The following is a 20731-nucleotide window of genomic DNA, read 5'->3' on the forward strand; positions in this document are numbered from 1 at the left end:
CGAGGCAAACACCTCACCAACGAACCCCGCCAAGTCACGGCGAAGCCCCTCCACTTCACCCGGCCTCATACCGACACCATGCCCCTGAACAGGCAAGATCGGCACACCTAACGAAGCACTACTAGGGCCCTCCGGCGGGTCATGGCCGGGTCAGGGCTGGATCATGGCCCGGACCGAGCGGGAGCCGGATAGGTCACATCCTTGGAACGACCCCGGAATCAGGCCCGAGTTGGTGGCGTTCTGGGGTGATATGGAAGCGTCCGGCGGCCGGAGCGGGATACGCCAGAGACATTTCACCGATCTATGCTTGCCGCTCGCGAGTCCGCTCCGCGCGTTTCGGGGCTGTACGACGACCCCCCTCATGGAGTTCACATTGAAGGCGAACCTCCGCTCTCGCATCACCGCGCGGCTCGGGCGCATCTACCTCTCCCGGATCCAGCGGAACGGGATCAGCTCCTCGACGATCGCGCGGCTGCCCGAGCCCCTGCTCGCGCCGATGCGCCGCGACGGCCTCGACCCGGTGGCCGGTCTCACCGCCAAGCAGGCGGAGCAGCCGGTCTACCAGGTGCCGCTGCCGTTCGGCATGGACGCCTGGGTCGTCACGGGCTACGACGAGGTCAAGGCCGTACTCGGTGAGACCGGCGGGTTCAGCAACGACTTCACGAACCTCGCGGGCAACGCGGGCGTCTCCGAGGAGCAGAACCCCGGCGGCCTCGGCTTCAGCGACCCGCCGGTCCACACGCATCTGCGGCGCATCCTCACGCCCGAGTTCACCATGCGCAGGCTGCGGCGTCTGACGCCCCGGATCGACGCCATCGTCGAGGAGCGGCTCGACGCGATGGCCGCCTCCGAAGGGCCCGTCGACCTCGTGCAGGCCTTCGCGCTGCCGATCCCCTCGCTCACGATCTGCGAGCTGCTCGGCGTGCCCTACGAGGACCGCCACGACTTCCAGCAGCTGGCCATGGAGCGCTTCGACCTCTTCGCCGGGGCGACCGCGCCGTTCGGCGCCATATCGGCCTCGCTGTCCTATTTCAGGGACGTCGTCAAGAAGCAGCGCGAGAATCCGGGTGACGGACTCCTCGGCATGATCGTCAAGGAGCACGGCGACACGGTCGACGACGAGGAGCTCGCGGGCCTCGCCGACGGCGTCCTGACCGGCGGCTTCGAGACCACCGCGAGCATGCTGGCCCTCGGCTCGCTGCTGCTGCTCCAGCACCCTGACGTCGCCGCACGGCTGCGTGCGGACGACGCTGCGGCGGCCCCCTTCGTGGAGGAGGCGCTGCGCTACCTGACGGTCGTGCAGGTGGCCTTCCCGCGGTTCGCCCGTGAGGACATGGAGATAGCCGGGGTGCGCATCCCCAAGGGCGACCTCGTCCTGTGCTCGCTGAGCGGCGGCAACCGCGACGCCAAGTACACCGCCGACGGCGGCGGCTTCGACCCCGACCGCAAGGCCTCGGGCCACCTCGCCTTCGGGTACGGCATCCACCGCTGCATCGGCGCCGAACTGGCCCGCATGGAGCTGCGGGCCGCCTACCCGGCGCTGGTGCGGCGCTTCCCCGAGATGCGCCTCGCGGTCGACCCCGACGAGCTGGCCTTCCGCAAGCTGTCGATCGTCTACGGCGTGGAGTCGCTGCCCGTACACCTTCGGTGATGGCGGTCAGAAGTCAGGCGAGGGCGGTGCGGGCGTCCCGCACGAGCCGTATGTACCGGTCCCAGTCCCAGTGCGGACCGGGATCGGTGTGGTCCGTGCCCGGCACCTCCACATGGCCGACGATGTGTTCCCGGTCCACGGGGATGTCGTACCGCTTGCAGATGCCCGCCGTGAGCCGTGCCGAAGACGCGTACATGGCATCCGTGAAGGAGGCCTTCTTGTCGACGAAGCCCTCGTGCTCGATGCCGATGCTCCGTTCGTTGTAGCCCTTGTTCCCCGCGTGGAACGCCACGTCCAGCTCGCGGATCATCTGGGCGACGTGCCCGTCCTTGCGCACCACGTAGTGAGCCGCCGCGCCGTGGGCCGGGTCCTTGAACACCCGCAGCGCCGTCGCGTACCCACCCTGGACCACGTGGATGACGACCATGTCGATCTCGTAGTCGTCGGGGCGGTCCGCGCGCCGCCAGTTGTAGTCCGACGCGGCGACCCACTGCGCGCCCTTCGCGTCGACCTCGCCCTCCTTGCGCTTCTTCACCACGCCGGGCAGCCGCCACCACAGCCGGCCGAGCTCGTCCGCGGCGAGCGCGGCCGTGCCGACGGCCGCCGCCGCGCCGCCGATCAGGAGCGTCCGCCGGTTGACCCCCCGGCGCCCCGGCTTCCGCTCCGCCGTCGTGTCCTTTTCTTCCCCCATGTGATCGTCAACGCTTACTCACGGGCACCTGGTTCCCGCGGCCCCGTACCCTGTTAGAGCTATGACTGAGACCCAGACCCCGCAGCGCCCCCTTCGCGTACTCGCCGCCATGTCCGGCGGCGTGGACTCCGCCGTCGCCGCCGCACGCGCCGCCGAAGCCGGGCACGACATGACCGGAGTGCACCTGGCGCTCTCGGCGAACCCGCAGTCGTTCCGCACGGGCGCGCGCGGCTGCTGCACCATCGAGGACTCGCGCGACGCCCGCCGCGCCGCCGACGTCATCGGCATCCCGTTCTACGTCTGGGATCTCGCGGAACGCTTCCGCGAGGACGTGGTCGACGACTTCATCGCCGAGTACGAGGCGGGGCGCACCCCCAACCCGTGCCTGCGCTGCAACGAGAAGATCAAGTTCGCCGCGCTCCTGGACAAGGCGCTCGCCCTCGGCTTCGACGCGGTCGTCACGGGCCACTACGCGCAGGTGATCGTCCACGACGACGGCACCCGCGAACTGCACCGGGCCTCGGACATGGCCAAGGACCAGAGCTACGTCCTCGGGGTCCTGGACGACCGCCAGCTCGCCCACGCGATGTTCCCCCTCGGTGACACGGTCACCACCAAGGAGGAGATCCGCGCGGAGGCAGAGGAGCGCGGCCTCGCCGTCGCCAAGAAGCCCGACAGCCACGACATCTGCTTCATCGCGGACGGCGACACCCAGGGCTTCCTCGCGGACCGCCTGGGCAAGGCGGAGGGCGACATCGTGGACGCCGAGGGCAACAAGCTCGGCACCCACGAGGGCGCGTACGGCTACACCATCGGCCAGCGCAAGGGCCTGCGCATCGGCACCCCCGCCCCCGACGGCAAGCCCCGCTACGTCCTGGACATCTCGCCGGTGAACAACACGGTGACGGTCGGCCCGGTCGACGCCCTGGACGTGACGTCCCTGACGGCCATCAAGCCCCGCTGGTGCGGCGCGGCCCCCTCAGGACCCGGCACGTACACCGCGCAGCTGCGGGCCCACGGCGGCGAGACGGAGGTGACCGCCGAGCTCGTCGACGGCACCCTGCACGTCTCCTTCGACGAGCCCGTACGCGGCGTGGCCCCCGGCCAGGCGGTCGTCCTCTACGACGGTACGCGCGTGGTGGGGTCGGCGACGATCGCGGCCACGGAGCGGGCCGCCGCGGTGGCCTAGTCGGTCGTCACCTCGTAGAAGCAGAAGTGGTCCTTGATCTGGGCCACCGCGTCCTTCGGCTCCGGATAGGCCCAGACCGTGTCCTGCGCGCCGGGGAGCGACCAGTAGGAGGCCGTTCCCTTGAACGGGCAGTAGGTGGTGGTCTCCGAAGGCGTCAGCAGATCCGTGCGGACGTCCTCCGGAGGGAGGTAGTAGCGCACGGGGAAGCCCGTCTCGCGCAGCAGCAGGGGGCGCCGGCTCTCCGCGACGACCTGGCCGTCGCGCACCACCCGTACGTGCTCCGTGCCCTGTTCGACGGTGATCTCGTGTCCTGCGGTCACAGTGGTCTCCTTCTCGGGGCCGAGCTTCGGACCGTACCGTGAAGCCATGAACATCTGTGTCTTTCTCTCCGCGGCCGACCTCCCCGAGCGCTACACCGGACCCGCGCGGGACTTCGCCGAACTGCTCGGCAAGGGCGGCCACACGCTGGTGTGGGGCGGTTCGGAGAGCGGCCTGATGAAGGTCGTCGCCGACGGCGTGCAGGAGGCCGGCGGCCGCCTCGTCGGCGTATCGGTCGACTTCCTCGCCGCCAAGGCCCGTGCGAACGCCGACGAGATGGTGATCGCCAAGGACCTCGCCGAGCGTAAGGCGCTCCTTCTGGAGAAGGCTGACGCGGTCGTGGTCATGGTCGGCGGCACCGGCACGCTCGACGAGGCCACCGAGATCCTCGAACTGAAGAAGCACGGCAGGACCGACAAGCCGGTGGTCCTGCTCAACTCGGCCGGTTTTTATGACGGGTTGAAGGAGCAGTTCCGGCGCATGGAGGACGAGGGGTTCCTGCCGGTGCCGCTGACCGATCTGGTCTTCTTCGCCGAGGAGCCGGTGGGCGCCCTCGCCTACCTGGAGGAGTCGGTGGGCACGCGCTGAGCCGTGTGCGCCGGGGTGGGACGATGGGCGCATGGCTACACATGTGATCACCGGGGCGGGCTCCGGCATCGGCGCGGCCGTCGCGCGCCGCCTCCACGCACGCGGCGACGACCTCGTCCTGCACGCACGGGACGCGGGCCGCGCCAAGGACCTGGCGGCGCAGTTCCCCGGAGCGGCCACGCTCGTGGGCGACCTCTCCAACCCGGACAAGCTCTCCTGGGCGTTCGGCCACCAGTCCCTGCCCGACCGGGTGGACTCCCTGCTGCACATCGCGGGCGTGGTCGACCTGGGCCGGGTCGGCGATCTCACCCCCAAGTCCTGGCGCCACCAGCTCAACGTGAACCTCATCGCCCCCGCCGAGCTGACCCGGCACTTCCTGCCGCAGCTCCGTGTCGCCCAGGGGCACGTGGTCTTCGTGAACTCGGGCGCGGGCCTGAACGCGCACGCCGACTGGTCCGCGTACGCCGCCTCCAAGCACGGCCTCAAGGCCCTCGCCGACGCCCTGCGCGCCGAGGAGCACGGCAACGGCGTCCGCGTCACCTCGGTCTATCCGGGCCGCACGGCGAGCGCCATGCAGGCCAAGGTCCACCAGCAGGAGGGCAAGGAGTACGACCCCTCCCGCTTCATCGACCCGGAGTCGGTGGCCACGACGATCCTGACGGCCCTGGACCTGCCGCGTGACGCGGAGATCAACGACCTGACGGTGCGGCCGGGACGGTGAGCGACATCAGCTTCGGCCCGGCCACCGGCGTCGGGTCCATGCCCGGCGGCGACGCGCGCGAGGCCGCGAAGACCGTCACCGGCAGCTTCGAGGCGTTCCCGTACCTGGCGGAGCTGCCCGCGCGGGGGCCCGGCGCCGACATGATCGGGCGGACCGCCGGGCTGCTCGTCGACCTCTACGCGCGCGTGGAGCCCAGCGGCTGGCGCATCGGCGACCGGCCGGGACGCGACACCCGGCGGGCCAGGGCGTGGCTCGGCGAGGACCTCGACGCGCTCGAGGAGTTCACCCAGGGGTACGAGGGTCCTGTCAAGGTGCAGGCCGTGGGGCCGTGGACGCTGGCCGCCGCCCTGGAGCTGAAGAACGGCGAGTCCGCTCTCTCCGACCCCGGCGCCTGCCGTGACCTGGCCGGATCGCTCGCGGAGGGCCTGCGCGCCCATCTCGCGGACGTACGCCGCCGTATCCCGGGCGCCCAGGTGGTGCTCCAGCTCGACGAGCCCTCGCTCATCGCCGTACTGCGCGGGCAGATCAAGACCGCCAGCGAGTACCGCACCCACCGCGCCGTGGACCGGCAGGTCGTCGAGAGCACCCTGCGGGACGTCCTCGGCGTCCAGGGTGTCCATGGGGGGCCCGCCGTCGTCCATTCCTGCGCGCCCGATGTCCCGTTCGCGCTCCTGCGGCGGGCCGGCGCCGACGCCATCTCGTTCGACTTCTCGCTCCTCACCGAGCGTGACGACGAGGCGATCGGGGAGGCCGTCGAGGGCGGCACGAAGCTCTTCGCCGGTGTCGTGCCGGGCGTGGAAGGACCATTGTCAGACCCGGCCGGTAGCGTCATGGGTGTCAGGACGCTGTGGCGCAGGCTGGGGCTGAATCCGGGTTCTCTCGCGGAGTCGGTCGTGGTCACTCCGTCGTGCGGCCTCGCGGGGGCTTCTCCCGCGTACGCACGCGCGGTTCTCGCCCATTGTGTCCGGGCGGCGAGATCACTCGCGGACAACCCTGAGTAATTGGGTATGACGTAACGGGAGGACGAAACGGTGGCTGTCGAACAGCAAGGCTCTGTGCCCGCCGAGGCACGGGATCAGCACGCCCAGCTGGCCGAACAGATCGAGGAGCACCGCTTCCGGTACTACGTGAACGACCAACCGGTCGTCAGCGACGCCGAGTTCGACAAGCTCCTTCGCTCGCTCGAGGCCCTGGAGGAGCGGTACACGGAGCTTCGTACGCCCGATTCGCCCACCCAGAAGGTCTCCGGGGCGTACGAGACCGAGTTCACCTCGGTCGAGCACCGCGAGCGCATGCTCTCCCTGGACAACGCCTTCGACGACGAGGAGCTCGCCGCCTGGGCCGAGCGCGTCGCCAAGGACGTCGGCACGAGCGACTACCACTTCCTGTGCGAGCTGAAGATCGACGGCCTCGCCGTGAACCTCACGTACGAGGACGGGAAGCTCACCCGCGCGGCGACCCGCGGCGACGGCCGGGTCGGCGAGGACATCACGCCGAACGTCCGCACCATCGCGGACATCCCCGACCGCCTCAAGGGCGACAACATCCCCGCCCTCGTCGAGATCCGCGGCGAGGTCTTCTTCCCCATGGAGAAGTTCGAGGAGCTCAACGCCCGCCTGGTGGAGGCCGGCGACAAGCCGTTCGCCAACCCGCGCAACGCGGCGGCGGGTTCGCTGCGCCAGAAGGACCCCAGAGTCACCGCCACCCGCCCGCTGCACATGGTGGTGCACGGCATCGGCGCCCGCGAGGGCTTCGACATCGACTGCCTGAGCCACGCCTATGAGCTGCTCCACGACTGGGGCCTGCCCACCGCCCAGCACAACAGGGTGGTCCAAGGCCTCGACGGCGTACGGGAGTTCATCGCCTACTTCGGCGAGAACCGCCACTCCGTGGAGCACGAGATCGACGGTGTCGTCGTGAAGCTCGACGAGATCCCGCTCCAGGGACGCCTCGGATCGACCTCGCGCGCCCCGCGCTGGGCGATCGCCTGGAAGTACGCCCCCGAAGAGGTCAACACCAAGCTGGTCAACATCCGCGTGGGCGTCGGCCGCACCGGTCGCGTCACGCCGTACGCCCAGGTGGAGCCGGTCACCGTCGCCGGATCCGAGGTCGAGTTCGCCACGCTGCACAACCAGGACGTGGTGAAGAAGAAGGGCGTCTTCATCGGGGACACGGTCGTCCTGCGCAAGGCGGGCGACGTCATCCCGGAGATCCTCGGCCCCGTCGTCGACCTGCGCGACGGCACGGAGCGGGAGTTCGTGATGCCCGCCGAGTGCCCCGAGTGCGGGACGCCGCTGCGGCCCATGAAGGAGGGCGACATCGACCTCCGCTGCCCCAACGCCCGGTCCTGCCCCGCCCAGTTGCGCGAGCGCCTGTTCTACCTGGCGGGCCGCAAGTGCCTGGACATCGAGAACTTCGGATACGTGGCGGCGGCCGCCCTCACCAAGCCCCTGGAGCCGTCCGAGCCGCCGATCCTCGACGAGGGCGACCTCTTCGACCTCACCATCGAGCGGCTCCTGCCCATCAAGGCGTACGTACTCGACCAGGACAGCGGCCTGCCCAAGCGCGACCCGAAGACCGGCGAGGAGAAGGTCGCCACGGTCTTCGCCAACCAGCAGGGCGAGGCGAAGAAGAACGCCGTGTCGATGCTGGAGAACATCGCGGCGGCCAAGGAGCGCCCCCTCGCCCGCATCATCACGGGCCTCTCGATCCGCCACGTCGGGCCGGTCGCGGCCGAGGCGCTGGCCCGCGAGTTCCGGTCCATCGACCGGATCGAGCAGGCCACGGAGGAGGAGCTGGCCGCCGTCGAGGGGGTCGGGCCGACCATCGCGGCCTCCCTCAAACAGTGGTTCGAGGAGGAGTGGCACCGGGAGATCCTGCGCAAGTGGCGGGCGGCCGGGGTCCGTATGGAGGAAGAGGGCGGGGGAGAAGACGAAGGACCGCGCCCGCTGGAAGGTCTCACCGTTGTCGTCACCGGAACGCTGGAGAACCACACGAGGGATGGCGCAAAAGATGCGCTGCAGACCCTCGGTGCGAAGGTGACCGGTTCCGTTTCGAAGAAGACGGCATTCGTCGTCGTGGGCGACAACCCGGGATCCAAGTACGACAAGGCCATGCAACTGAAGGTTCCGGTTCTCAACGAGGAAGGCTTCGCCGTCCTGCTGGAACAGGGACCGGACGCGGCGAAGGAAGTCGCGCTTCCGACCGAGGAGTAGCGGTTGAAGGCCACCCGTTCAGCGCATACCAGATGCATACGGGTGGCCGGGTCGCATTCGGGCAACCGTTGTGGACCGCTGCCCGTGGAAGCCTTCTGCGGCCTACTGTTGAGGTGTGCGCCTGCCGTGGCATTCAGACGCGGCTGACCGCTGGACCAAGTCCACGTGGCGTGTGCACCGCCGGCTGTGAGAGGGACGGGAATGGAACCGACCGAGAGCGCCGCCCCGGACTCCCGGCTGCGCGCGCGCCTGCGGCGCGGGCCGGGCGCGTGGTTGAGCAGACGCCGGACGCCGCGCGAGGCGGAGAGCGGCCGCGCCGCCGCGCCGGACACCACGGTCGAGCGACGCGAACGGGCGTGGAGCACGGTCGCCAGTTGCACCTCCCCGGAGCTCCGTTCCGCCGGTCTCGCCAACCCGGGCGAGTGCCCCCGGGACACGGCGGGCCAGGACGCGGGACAGACCGGCCGGCGCCCGCAGTCGTGGCAGGGCACCGACGTGCAGGACGCGGACGACGCGTCGGGCGACCGCCGGCCCGTGCTGCCGGTCGCCGTAGTGACGACGGCCGCCGTGGTGCTCGGCGCCGGCCTCTTCCACGGGTTCACCGGGCACCACGCGCTGTTCCCCTCCGGCACCGTCGGCTGGTCCCTCGCCGTCCTGACGGGGCTCATCGTCGGTCACCTCGTCGCGCTCGGCCGCGACCGCTGGTGGGGCGGCACCGGCTCGGGCGGCGCGCTCACCGTCGCCGTACTGCTCCTGTACGGCTGGCTGCCCGCCGGGATGGTCAGCCTCACCGTCGTCGTCCTGGTCGGCATCGCACGCCGCCACCGCTGGCGCCAGGGCATCCTGCACGGTGCGGTCGACATCCTCGGCATCGGCGCGGGCGCCCTCGCCATGGCCGCGTTCGGCACGGTGCCGTCGGCGGAGTCGCCCTGGCTGCCCGAGACCTGGGACGTGTACTCGGCGCCCGGGGTCGCGCTGGCCGCCGTCGCCTATCTCGCCGTCACCCGCGTCCTGTTGTGGTACGTCCACGCGCCGAGCACCGGCGCGCTGCCGACGGTCACCCGCACCGCCCTGGTCCGCCAGGGCCTCGTCGGCGTCGCACTGCTCGGCATCGCCCCGCTGATCTGCGTGGTCGCCGCCTCGACGCCGCTCCTCCTGCCGCTCTTCGCGATCCCCCTCGTCGCGCTCGACTCGACCCTGTGGATCGCCCGCGCCAGGGCCGAGGAGCAGTTGCGCGACCCGCTCACCGGACTGCCCAACCGGCAGTGGCTGTTGGAGCGCACCTGGACGGCTCTGGACGATGCCGAGCGGATCGGGGCGCGGTCCGCCCTGATGCTGATCGACATGGACCGCTTCCGTTCGGTCAACGACACCCTCGGTCATCTCGCGGGCGACCGGCTGCTGTTGCAGATCGCCGACCGTCTCCGGCTCGCCCTGCCACGCGGTGCGGAGGCCGCGCGGCTCGGCGGCGACGAGTTCGCCGTACTGCTCCCGGTGGCCGACTCCACGACGTCGGCCACCCGCGTGGCCCGCTCCCTGGTCGCGGCGCTCGGCTCACCGCTCGACCTGGACGGCCTGACCCTGGTCCTCGAGGCCAGCGCGGGCCTCGCCGTCTTCCCCGACCACGCGCTCGACGCGGAGGGGCTCCTCCGCCGCGCGGACGTCGCGATGTACCAGGCGAAGAGGGACCGCACGGGCGTGGAGGTGTACGAGTCGAAGCGGGACTCCAACACCCCTGACCGCCTCGGCCTGTTGGGCGATCTGCGCCGGGCGCTCGACGCGGGGGACGTCGAGCTCCACTACCAGCCGAAGGTCCAGTTCGACGGGCAGGTGGCGGGGCTCGAAGCGCTGGTGCGGTGGGTGCACCCGGAGCGCGGGAAGGTGCCGCCGGACGAGTTCATCGCCATCGCCGAGTCGTCGGGGCTCATGCCGCACCTGACGGAGTACGTCCTGGAGACGGCGCTCGGGCAGGTCGCGAAGTGGCAGGCGATGGGCCTGAAGGTCCCGGTCGCAGTCAATGTCTCGCCGCGTGACGTCCACACGCCCGGTTTCGCGGGCGCGGTCGCCGCGCGCCTGGCCCGGCACGGGGTCCCGGCGGGCGCGCTGCAGCTGGAGATAACGGAGCACGTGCTGCTCGAGGACCCGCAGCGGGCCGCCGACACCCTGGCGGGACTTACCGGCCACGGCGTGAAGATGTCCCTCGACGACTTCGGTACGGGGTATTCGTCGCTCGTGCACCTGCGGCGGCTGCCGGTGAGCGAGCTCAAGATCGACCGCTCGTTCGTGGCCCGCCTGGCCGTGGACAACGAGGATGCGGAGATCGTCCGCTGCACCGTCGACCTCGCCCACTCCCTCGGCCTCCTCGTGGTCGCCGAGGGCGTCGAGGACGACGAGACGTGGGAGCGCCTGCGGGACCTGGGCTGCGACGCCGTACAGGGCTGGCTGGTGGCCGCGGCGATGCCGGCGGGCGAGACGACGGCGTGGCTGCAGGCGCGGGGGGCGCGGGGATGGCGGCGGCCCGTCGACATCGCGGCGGAGGAACAGGCGGCGGCGGAGGCCGCGGCGGACATCGCGAAGAAAACGGACATCGCGAAGTAACCCGCCGATGACCGCTTGGGGACTCCTTGGGGACCCCTTGGGGCCCCTGCCGGGGAATCCGTTTCAGGGCACTGTGCGTGGCCCCATAGGATTGGGCCCACAAACCGCACACTCACCCCTGAGGATCGCCGCATGCCTGGCATCACGCGCGAGGAGGTCGCCCACCTCGCCCGCCTTGCACGTCTGGAGCTGAAGGCCGAGGAGCTCGACCACTTCGCCGGACAGCTCGACGACATCATCGGCGCGGTCGCCCGCGTCTCCGAGGTCGCCGACCAAGACGTACCGCCGACCTCGCACCCGCTGCCGCTGACGAACGTCATGCGCGCGGACGAGGTCCGTCCGTCGCTCACCCCCGAGCAGGCGCTCTCCGGCGCCCCGGCCCAGGAGCAGCGGCGTTTCAAGGTGCCGCAGATCCTGGGGGAGGACTAATCACCATGACGGACAGCAACATCATCAAGCTCACGGCCGCCGAGATCGCGTCGAAGATCGCCGACGGCAGCCTCACCGCCGTCGAGGTCACCGAGGCCCACCTGGCCCGCATCGAGGCCGTCGACGAGAAGGTGCACGCCTTCCTGCACGTCGACCGCGACGGCGCCCTCGCGCAGGCCCGCGCCGTCGACGAGAAGCGCGCCAAGGGCGAGAAGCTCGGCCCGCTGGCCGGCGTACCGCTCGCGCTCAAGGACATCTTCACCACCGAGGGCGTACCGACCACGGCCGGTTCCAAGATCCTCGAGGGCTGGATCCCGCCGTACGACGCGACCCTCACGCGCAAGCTGAAGGAAGCCGACGTCGTCATCCTCGGCAAGACCAACATGGACGAGTTCGCCATGGGGTCCTCCACCGAGAACAGCGCGTACGGCCCCACCGGCAACCCGTGGGACCTCACCCGCATCCCCGGCGGCTCCGGCGGCGGCTCCTCCGCCGCCCTCGCCTCCTACGAGGCCCCGCTCGCCATCGGCACGGACACCGGCGGCTCCATCCGCCAGCCCGCGTCCGTCACCGGCACGGTCGGCGTCAAGCCCACCTACGGCGGCGTATCGCGCTTCGGCATGATCGCGTTCTCGTCCTCCCTGGACCAGGGCGGCCCCTGTGCCCGCACGGTCCTGGACGCCGCGCTCCTGCACGAGGTCATCGCCGGGCACGACGAGCTCGACTCGACGTCCATCGACGCCCCGGTCCCGCCGGTCGTCGAGGCGGCCCGCAACGGCTCCGTACAGGGCATGCGCGTCGGTGTCGTGAAGCAGTTCGCGGGCGAGGGCTACCAGGCCGGTGTCGTCCAGCGCTTCAACGAGTCGGTGGAGCTGCTCAAGTCGCTCGGCGCCGAGATCGTCGAGCTCGACTGCCCGTCCTTCGACCTGGCGCTCTCCGCGTACTACCTGATCGCGCCGAGCGAGTGCTCGTCCAACCTGGCCCGGTTCGACGCCATGCGCTACGGCCTGCGCGTCGGCGACGACGGCACGAAGTCCGCCGAGGACGTCACCGCGCTGACCCGCGAGGCGGGCTTCGGCGACGAGGTCAAGCGCCGCGTCATCCTGGGCACGTACGCACTGAGCTCCGGCTACTACGACGCGTACTACGGCAGCGCCCAGAAGGTCCGCACCCTGATCACGAAGGATTTCGAGAAGTCCTTCGAGCAGGTCGACGTGATCGTCTCGCCCGCGACGCCGACCACCGCCTTCCCGATCGGCGAGCGCGCCGACGACCCGATGGCGATGTACCTCGCGGACGTGTGCACCATCCCGTCGAACATGGCGGGCAACGCCGCCATGTCGCTGCCCTGCGGCCTCGCGCCGGAGGACGGCCTGCCCGTCGGGCTGCAGATCATCGCCCCGGCCATGAAGGACGACCGCCTGTACAAGGTGGGCGCTGCCGTAGAGGCCGCCTTCGTGGAAAGGTGGGGCCACCCGCTGCTTGAGGAGGCTCCGTCGCTGTGAGTGCCATGGCAAAGAAGGCCAAGAACTTCAAGAAGTCCAAGACCGGCGTCTATGTCTCGCTGGCCAGCACCGCCTTCGGCGCGATCAGTGTCGCGAAGCAGGCGAAGCTGGCCCGCAACGACAACGACACCCTGCGTCTTATCGACGCCGCCGTGTCCGCCGCCGCCATCGCTACCGGCCTGGCGATCCTCTACCGGGAGCTCAAGCGCCTGGGCGACGACGACGTCCTGCTGGGCTGAGAGGGAAAGTTTCACCGTGACTGTCACGACTGACCTGGTGGCGTACGAGGAAGCCCTCGCGACGTACGACCCCGTCATGGGCCTGGAGGTCCATGTCGAGCTCGGCACCAAGACGAAGATGTTCTGCGGCTGCTCCACCGAGCTCAAGCAGGACGCCAACAGCCAGACCTGCCCGACCTGTCTCGGCCTGCCCGGCGCCCTGCCGGTGGTCAACGAGATCGGCGTCGAGTCCGCCATCAAGATCGGCCTCGCGCTGAACTGCGAGATCGCCGAGTGGTGCCGCTTCGCCCGGAAGAACTACTTCTATCCGGACATGCCGAAGAACTTCCAGACCTCTCAGTACGACGAGCCGATCGCCTTCAACGGCTATCTGGACGTCCAGCTGGAGGACGGCGAGATCTTCCGCGTGGAGATCGAGCGCGCCCACATGGAAGAGGACACCGGCAAGTCCACGCACGTGGGCGGCGCGACGGGCCGTATCCACGGTGCGTCGCACTCCCTCCTGGACTACAACCGCGCCGGCATCCCGCTCATCGAGATCGTCACCAAGCCGATCGAGGGTGCGGGCGAGCGTGCCCCCGAGGTCGCCAAGGCGTACGTCGCCGAGCTGCGCGAGGTCATCAAGGCGCTCGGTGTCTCCGAGGCCCGGATGGACAAGGGCCAGATGCGCTGCGACGTGAACCTGTCGCTGCGGCCGCACGGGCGCGAGGAGTTCGGTACGCGCTCGGAGACGAAGAACGTCAACTCGCTCCGTTCCGTGGAGCGCGCGGCGCGCTTCGAGATCCAGCGGCACGCGGCCGTCCTGAACGGCGGCGGCACGATCATCCAGGAGACCCGTCACTTCCACGAGGAAGACGGCTCCACGACGTCCGGCCGCATCAAGGACAACGCCGAGGACTACCGGTACTTCCCGGAGCCCGACCTGGTCCCCGTCGCCCCGGCCCGCGAGTGGGTCGAGGAGCTGCGCGCCGGACTTCCCGAGATGCCGCGCGTGCGCCGCAACCGCCTCCGCGAGGAGTGGGGCGTCAGCGAGCACGACATGCAGTCGATCCTCAACGCGGGCGCGGTCGACCCGATCGTCGCCACCATCGAGGCGGGCGCCGACGCGACCGCCGCGCGCAAGTGGTGGATGGGCGAACTGGCCCGCAACGCCAACGAGTCGGGCAAGTCCCTCGACGAGCTGCCCGTCACCCCGGCGCAGGTCGCCCGGGTCGCCGAGCTCGTCGCCAAGGGCGACCTGAACGACAAGCTGGCCCGCCAGGTCTTCGAGGGCGTCCTCGCGGGCGAGGGCACGCCGGACGAGGTCGTCGAGAAGCGCGGCCTGAAGGTCGTCTCGGACGAGGGCGCGCTGTCCACTGCCGTGGACGAGGCCATCGCCGGGAACGCGGCGATCGCGGACAAGATTCGCGGCGGCAAGGTCCAGGCGGTCGGCGCGCTGGTCGGCGCGGTCATGAAGGCCACCCGTGGCCAGGCCGACGCGGCGCGCGTGCGCGAGCTGATCCTGGAGAAGCTGGGCGTGGAGGGCTAGGCCCTCCGAGTACGAAGACCCTCCGGGTACGAACAGGCAGGGGCGGTACGCCGGTTGGCGTGCCGCCCCTTCGTTTGCCGCCCCTACGTGTGCCGCCCCTACGTGTGCCGCCCCTACGTGTGTTCACCACGACTTCCGTCCGCGGCCTTCACACCGATACCAGACGTCGCTAGCGTCCCAGCCGAGTAGGCCAATGGATCAGCGGAGAACCATTGGCCGTCGACTGGAGGTCGTACGTGTCCCCGGAGATATCGCGCAGGCGGCTGATGGCGGTCGGCGGTGGCGCACTCGGCGCCGCCGCCGTCGGATCCTTTCTGCCGCCGTCGTTGCAGCAGGCATTGGCGCAGGACCGGCCCACGGGCGGCGGAGGGCTCGACTCCATCGAGCATGTCGTCATCCTGATGCAGGAGAACCGGTCCTTCGACCACTACTTCGGGACCCTGCGCGGCGTACGCGGCTTCGGTGACCGCAACGCCATCCAACTCCCCGGCGGGAAGAGCGTGTTCGAGCAGCCCGGCGTGCTGCGCACCATCCTGCCCTTCCCCGTCCGCGAGGCCGCGGCGGCGCAGAGGAAGGACCTGCAGTACATCGGCGCCCTCGACCACTCCTGGAGCGGCGGCGCCAAGGCCTGGCACGACGGCTGGATGGACGGCTGGATCACCGCCAAGACGGCGGCCACGATGGCGTACTACACGCGCGAGGACATCCCGCTGCACTACGAACTCGCCGACACCTTCACCGTCTGCGACGCCTACCACTCCTCCATCCACACCTCCACGAGCCCCAACCGCAACCACCTGTGGAGCGGCAAGACAGGCTTCGAGGCCGACGGCACCCGGGCCGTCGAGAACGACGCGTACGACGAGGGCAAGCACCCCGGCTACGACTGGGGGACGTACGCCGAGCGCCTGGAGAAGGCGGGCGTGAGCTGGCAGACGTACACGGAGTGGGAGAACTTCACCGACAACCAGATCGAGTTCTTCACCACCTTCAAGGCGATTGCCAAGAAGGTCCTCGCCAAGACCGGCCTCACCTTCATGGAGGCCTTCTACGCCAAGGTGCGCGACGCCAAGGACGACGCCGAGCGCGCGAAGCTGCTCGCCACCCTCGAGGAGGGCGTCGCCACCCTCACCAAGGCGGAGAAGTCGCTGTTCGAGCGCGGGCTTCGGCGCGTGCCCACCGGCAAGCTCGCCGAGGAGTTCGCCAAGGACGTCGCGGGCGGCAAGCTCGCGAAGGTCAGCTATCTGGTGCCGTCCGCGCTGGACTCCGAGCACCCCAGCGTCTCCTCGCCGATCCACAGCGCGACCATCGTCTACAAGGTCCTCGACGCGCTCGCCTCGCACCCCGAGGTGTGGCGCCGCACCGCCGTCTTCATCAACTACGACGAGAACGACGGCTTCTTCGACCACGTCCCGCCGCCCGTCCCCGGCGGAGACTCGGCGGCGGAGAAGGAAGAGCGTTGGGAGGGGCGCCCGACCGGGCTCGGCGCACGCGTGCCGATGCTCGTCGTCTCGCCGTGGACCGTCGGCGGCTACGTCTGCTCCGAGGTCTTCGACCACACCTCCGTGGTGCGCTTCCTGGAGAAGTGGACGGGCGTGAAGGAGCCCAACATCAGCGCCTGGCGCCGCAAGGTCACCGGCGATCTCACCGGCGCCTTCGACTTCGGGCGCGGCCACCGGCAGCCCGACGTCGAGCAGCCCGGCGCCATTCCGGAGTTCAGCGGCCGCTGGGCCCCGCAGCCGCCCCTGAAGCAGTCCATGCCGGTCCAGGAGCCGGGCAGCCGGCGCGCCCGCCCGCTGCCGTACCAGCCCGACGCGGACGTGAAGCAGGGCGAGAGCGGTGCTCTCACCGTGCGCCTTCGCAACGGCGGCGGCTCCAGCGCGCACTTCGCGCTCTATCCCTACGCCGACGAGTTCAAGACCCCGCTCCACCAGGACGTCGTACGCGAGGGCTCCTGGAGCGTGCCGGTCGCCAAGGACGCGTACGCCTTCACGGTCACCGGGCCGAACGGCTTCCGGCGCGAGTTCGCCGGCGGCAAGGACGGCGGCGCGCGGCTCGCCTCCGCGATCACCCGCCGCGAGATCCACCTCACCCTGGCCAATCGGGGCCGCGATGAGCTCGTCTTCACGGTGCAGCCGCTCGGATACGTCGACGAGGCGGACGTCAGGTCGCGGACGCGGACCGTCCGCGTCAAGGCGGGCAGCAGCCGCACCGTCGCCTGGCCGACCGGTGACGAGCACGGCTGGTACGACGTCGAGGTCACCGCCGCGGGCGAGCCCGCCTTCCGGCGGCGGCTCATGGGGCACATCGAGAACGGGCGTGCGAGCGTGTCGGGCTGACAGCAGCTGGTATCCGCCGACATCACGGGGGTGTGAGGGCGCACGGGGGCTCCAGCGGGGCTCCCGTGCACTCCGCGCGCCCCTGTGAGCATCACCACGAAAGGGACAAAAGATCTCTCCGGGCTGACAAGGTGACCGCGGTGCTTATGTCACCGCTCATGCGTTCTTTGCTGGCTGTTCGTTTCATTCACGGCTGTTCCCGGTAAAGATCCACGAACCGTCCCAGGGAGCCAGTCAGTGGCAGCACTCGCACGGTGGTGTGTCAGGCACCGCCTCCTCGCAGTCCTGCTGTGGCTCGTGGCCCTCGGCGGCGCCGCGACCGCCGCGGCCGTCGCCGGATCCGCGTACTCGAACAATTACGAGGTGCCCGGCACCGAGTCCGGCCGCGCGACCCAGATCCTGAACCAGGGATTCGACGGCCTCGGCGGCGACAGCGACACCGTCGTCTGGAAGACCGGCGCGGGCACATCGGTGCGCGCGGCCGCCGTCGAGCAGTCGATGACCGGCGCCCTCGACAAGATCTCCGAGATGCCCGCCGTGGCCTCCGTCGTCAGCCCGTACACCGGCCAGGGCGCCGCGCAGATCAGTTCCGACGGGCACATCGCGTACGCGACCGTCACCTTCCACGAGCAGGCCGACGCCATCGACAAGGCGGACGCACAGGCCCTCGTCGACACCGCGAAGGCGTCGGAGGCGGACGGCCTCCAGGTGGAGCTCGGCGGCACCGCCGTCGGCCTCACCGAGTCCAAGGGCGCGCAGACCGCCGAGATCGTCGGGGTCGCCGTCGCCGCCGTCGTGCTCTTCCTCGCCTTCGGCTCGCTCGCCGCGTCGATCCTGCCCATCGCCACCGCCCTGGTCTCGGTGGGCACGGCGTACGCGGGCATCGTGCTGCTCGGGCACTTCATGACCGTCGCCGACTTCGCACCGATGCTGGGCACCCTGATCGGGCTCGGCGTCGGCATCGACTACGCGCTGTTCATCGTGACCAGACACCGCAAGGGCCTCAAACAAGGCCTCCCGGTGGCCGTCGCCGCCGAACGCGCGGTCGCCACCACCGGGCGCGCGGTCGTCTTCGCGGGCGCCACCGTCTGCATCGCGCTCCTCGGCATGCTCATCCTGCGGCTCAGCTTCCTCAACGGCGTCGCGATCGCGGCATCGCTGACCGTGCTCCTCACCGTCGCCGCCTCGGTGACCCTCCTTCCGGCCCTCCTGGCGTGGATCGGGCCGCGCGCGCTCAGCCGCCGCGAGCGGCGCCGCCTCGCCGAGCACGGCCCCGCCCCGGAGCTGCCGACCGGGTTCGCCGCCCGGTGGTCCGCCTTCGTGGAGCGCCACCCCAAGCTGCTCGGCGTCGTCGCCGTCGCCGTCATGGCGGTGCTCGCGCTGCCCACGCTCTCCCTGCACCTGGGCACCTCCGACCAGGGGAACAACCCGGCGACGGCCACCACACGACAGGCCTACGACCTGCTCGCCGACGGCTTCGGGCCCGGCGTGAACGGCCCGCTGACCCTCGTCACCGACGTACAGACGGCCGGCGACCGGCTCGCCGTCGACAACCTCGGCTCCACTCTCGAGGCCACCAAGGGCGTCGCATCCGTCAGCCCCGTCACGTACGACGCCGACGGCACCGCCGCCTTCCTCACCGTCGTACCGGAGTCGTCCCCGCAGTCCGAGCGGACCAGCGACCTGGTCGACCGGCTCCGCGACGACGTGCTGCCGAGGGCCGAGACCGGCACCTCGCTCGATGTGCACGTCGGCGGCGTCACCGCGAGCTACGACGACTTCGCGGAGATCATCGTCGGCAAGCTGCCGCTCTTCGTGGGGGTGGTGATCGGCCTGGGCTGCATCCTGCTCCTGCTCGCCTTCCGCTCGATCGGCATTCCGCTGAAGGCCGCCGCGATGAACGTGGCCGCCGTGGCCTCCGCCTTCGGGATCGTCGTCGCGATCTTCCAGTGGGGCTGGGGGAGCGAGCTGCTCGGCCTCGGCTCGGCGGGCCCCATCGAACCCTTCCTGCCCGTGATCATGGTGTCCGTCCTCTTCGGGCTCTCCATGGACTACCAGGTCTTCCTGGTCAGCAGGATGTACGAGGAGTGGCTGGAGACCGGCGACAACCGGCGGGCCGTCCGGGTCGGCCTCGCCGAGACCAGCCGGGTGATCAACTCGGCAGCCGTGATCATGATCTCGGTCTTCCTGGCCTTCGTCCTGAGCGGCGACCGGGTCATCGCGATGTTCGGCATCGGCCTCGCCGCCGCGGTCGCACTCGACGCGTTCGTCCTGCGTACGCTCCTGGTGCCGGCGCTCATGCACATGCTGGGCGGCGCCAACTGGTGGCTGCCGCGCAGCCTCGACCGATGGCTGCCGCGCATCAGCATCGAGCCCCCGGAATGTCGTTCGAGTACGGCCGACGTGCGTGCGAAGATCTCGGCCATACCGGGACAGCGGGACTCGCACGACGAGTCCGTAGGCGAATCCGCACCGGGTCAGGGTCGGCCGAAGGAGCAGGATGTTCGGGATATCGCTGGGCGAGGGCGCTGAACTGCGGCCCATCGAGCCGTGGCAGGCGCAGGAGTTCCTCACCCACATCGAGCGGGCGCGTGAGTACGCGGGGCCGTGGGTGCCCCTGACCGCGCTGGTGACGGACCTCGAATCGGCCCGGGAGCGGCTCCAGTCGTACGCCGACAAGCAGGCCGCCGACACCGGCCGCCTCTACGGGATCTGGCTGGAGGGCACGCTCGTCGGCGGGGTCCTCTTCCGGATCTTCGACACCGCCACGGAGTCCTGTGAGGTCGGGGTCTGGCTGGAACCCTCGGCGACGGGCCGCGGCCTGGTCTCCAAGGCGGCGCGGGTCCTCATCGACTGGGCTGTCTTGGAGCGCGGGATGCACCGCGTGGAGTGGATGGTGTCCTCCGCGAACGAGCGCAGCATCGTGGTCGCCAAGCGCCTCGGCATGACGAAGGACGGCGTGCTGCGGGAGTCCTTCCCCTGGCAGGGGGTGCGGCACGACATGGAGGTGTGGTCGGTGCTCGCGCCCGAGTGGCGCAAGGCGCGCGAGGCTCGTTAAGAAACCTCTCAGACTCCGTCCGTACGGTGCGGGGCATGGGAACTAAGACAGAGGACGAGACCGCGGCCGAGGCGGCCGCGAAGCCCGCAGAGCCGGAGGCCGACGAGGCCGTGGACGTCACCGAGGTGGAGAAGGCCGCCGCGTCTGAGGAGGCCGTTGAGGTCGACGACGACGCCGATGAGCTCGGCCTGGTCGACAAGGCCGACGAGGCCGCTCCGGCCAAGTCCAGCGGCGTGTTCCAGGGCGCCGCGGCCGTCGTCTCCGCCGCTCTCGGTGTGATCGGCCTGTCCGGCGGCTGGCTCGGCACGGTCGCCGCGGCACGCTCGAACATCGTCGGGCAGCTCGAGACCAAGCAGTCGGCGAGCGTCGCCGACCAGATCCAGGCCCTGTACGGCGATTCCTGGCAGGTCACGGCGCTGATCGCCGGAGCCTTCGCGCTCGCCGCGCTGGTCGTCGGGTTCGTCGTCCTGGTCAGGCCCGCGTTCGGCTCGCCCGACCAGGTACAGGCACCGTGGATCAAGTCGGTGGCCTGGGCGGGAGTCGCCCTGGGCGTCATCGGCCTGCTGCTGGCCATCGCCAAGTACTCGGACTTGATCTACGGGCTGCCGTCGGCGAGTTGACGGTAGCGGGGGCCCTAAGGCCCCCTTCCACCCCCCTAAGGC

17 protein-coding genes are annotated in these 20731 nt (G+C 70.4%); 15 read left to right on the plus strand and 2 right to left on the minus strand.

Features of this window, described 5'->3' with window-relative positions:
- Positions 1-361: 361 nt before the first annotated feature.
- A complete protein-coding gene (locus E2651_RS25575; RefSeq protein WP_135333565.1) occupies positions 362-1651 on the plus strand; it encodes a cytochrome P450 in 1290 nt (429 codons plus the stop codon).
- A gap of 13 nt (positions 1652-1664) precedes the next feature.
- Here E2651_RS25575 and E2651_RS25580 read toward each other — a convergent pair whose 3' ends face one another.
- Complete coding sequence (locus tag E2651_RS25580; RefSeq protein WP_135333566.1) at positions 1665-2342, minus strand: N-acetylmuramoyl-L-alanine amidase; 678 nt, start codon at positions 2340-2342, stop codon at positions 1665-1667.
- Positions 2343-2403: 61 nt separating this feature from the next.
- Between E2651_RS25580 and mnmA the strand changes: the two genes are divergently transcribed.
- Complete coding sequence (gene mnmA, locus E2651_RS25585; protein ID WP_135333567.1) at positions 2404-3531, plus strand: tRNA 2-thiouridine(34) synthase MnmA; 1128 nt, start codon at positions 2404-2406, stop codon at positions 3529-3531.
- Here mnmA and E2651_RS25590 read toward each other — a convergent pair.
- Positions 3528-3851, minus strand: coding sequence for a DUF427 domain-containing protein (locus E2651_RS25590; RefSeq protein ID WP_245239206.1), 324 nt, complete (start codon positions 3849-3851; stop codon positions 3528-3530). The genes mnmA and E2651_RS25590 overlap by 4 nt on opposite strands.
- Positions 3852-3897: 46 nt before the next feature.
- Here E2651_RS25590 and E2651_RS25595 point away from each other — a divergent pair, with 46 nt between their 5' ends.
- The 13 genes from E2651_RS25595 to E2651_RS25655 all read left to right on the plus strand — a co-directional run bounded on the left by E2651_RS25595 (position 3898) and on the right by E2651_RS25655 (position 20689).
- The gene (locus tag E2651_RS25595) at positions 3898-4437 is read left to right on the plus strand and encodes a TIGR00730 family Rossman fold protein (protein ID WP_135333569.1); all 540 of its coding nucleotides are present in this window, start codon (positions 3898-3900) and stop codon (positions 4435-4437) included.
- Positions 4438-4468: 31 nt separating this feature from the next.
- The gene (locus tag E2651_RS25600; RefSeq protein ID WP_135333570.1) at positions 4469-5158 is read left to right on the plus strand and encodes an SDR family oxidoreductase; all 690 of its coding nucleotides are present in this window, start codon (positions 4469-4471) and stop codon (positions 5156-5158) included.
- On the plus strand, positions 5155-6159 hold the full coding sequence (locus E2651_RS25605) for a methionine synthase (RefSeq protein ID WP_135333571.1): 1005 nt from the start codon (positions 5155-5157) through the stop codon (positions 6157-6159). The genes E2651_RS25600 and E2651_RS25605 overlap by 4 nt, the downstream gene beginning before the upstream one ends.
- 30 nt (positions 6160-6189) lie before the next feature.
- Positions 6190-8373 (plus strand): NAD-dependent DNA ligase LigA, encoded by a 2184-nt coding sequence (gene ligA, locus E2651_RS25610; protein WP_135333572.1) that lies wholly within the window; start codon positions 6190-6192, stop codon positions 8371-8373.
- Positions 8374-8574: 201 nt separating this feature from the next.
- Entirely contained in the window at positions 8575-10971 is a 2397-nt protein-coding gene (locus E2651_RS25615) for a bifunctional diguanylate cyclase/phosphodiesterase (RefSeq protein WP_135333573.1), read from the plus strand.
- 132 nt (positions 10972-11103) lie between these two features.
- A complete protein-coding gene (gene gatC, locus E2651_RS25620; protein ID WP_135333574.1) occupies positions 11104-11400 on the plus strand; it encodes an Asp-tRNA(Asn)/Glu-tRNA(Gln) amidotransferase subunit GatC in 297 nt (98 codons plus the stop codon).
- Positions 11400-12905: an Asp-tRNA(Asn)/Glu-tRNA(Gln) amidotransferase subunit GatA gene (gatA, locus tag E2651_RS25625; protein ID WP_209446237.1), complete on the plus strand. Its 1506-nt coding sequence runs from the start codon at positions 11400-11402 to the stop codon at positions 12903-12905. The genes gatC and gatA overlap by 1 nt, the downstream gene beginning before the upstream one ends.
- Before the next feature lie 5 nt (positions 12906-12910).
- A complete protein-coding gene (locus tag E2651_RS25630; protein WP_135333581.1) occupies positions 12911-13144 on the plus strand; it encodes a hypothetical protein in 234 nt (77 codons plus the stop codon).
- Positions 13145-13160: 16 nt separating this feature from the next.
- On the plus strand, positions 13161-14672 hold the full coding sequence (gene gatB, locus E2651_RS25635; RefSeq protein ID WP_135333576.1) for an Asp-tRNA(Asn)/Glu-tRNA(Gln) amidotransferase subunit GatB: 1512 nt from the start codon (positions 13161-13163) through the stop codon (positions 14670-14672).
- A 236-nt stretch (positions 14673-14908) separates the two neighbouring features.
- The gene (locus E2651_RS25640) at positions 14909-17011 is read left to right on the plus strand and encodes a phospholipase C, phosphocholine-specific (protein WP_135333577.1); all 2103 of its coding nucleotides are present in this window, start codon (positions 14909-14911) and stop codon (positions 17009-17011) included.
- A 237-nt stretch (positions 17012-17248) separates the two neighbouring features.
- Entirely contained in the window at positions 17249-19543 is a 2295-nt protein-coding gene (locus tag E2651_RS25645; RefSeq protein WP_135333578.1) for an MMPL family transporter, read from the plus strand.
- A complete protein-coding gene (locus E2651_RS25650) occupies positions 19512-20069 on the plus strand; it encodes a GNAT family protein (protein WP_135333579.1) in 558 nt (185 codons plus the stop codon). The genes E2651_RS25645 and E2651_RS25650 overlap by 32 nt, the downstream gene beginning before the upstream one ends.
- Before the next feature lie 35 nt (positions 20070-20104).
- Positions 20105-20689 carry a hypothetical protein gene (locus E2651_RS25655; protein ID WP_135333580.1) on the plus strand — a complete coding sequence of 195 codons (585 nt, stop codon included), beginning with the start codon at positions 20105-20107 and terminating at the stop codon, positions 20687-20689.
- The last annotated feature ends 42 nt before the right edge of the window (positions 20690-20731 follow it).

The organism is Streptomyces sp. MZ04 (genome assembly GCF_004684775.1).
In the GTDB taxonomy this organism is placed as follows: Bacteria; Actinomycetota; Actinomycetes; order Streptomycetales; family Streptomycetaceae; genus Streptomyces.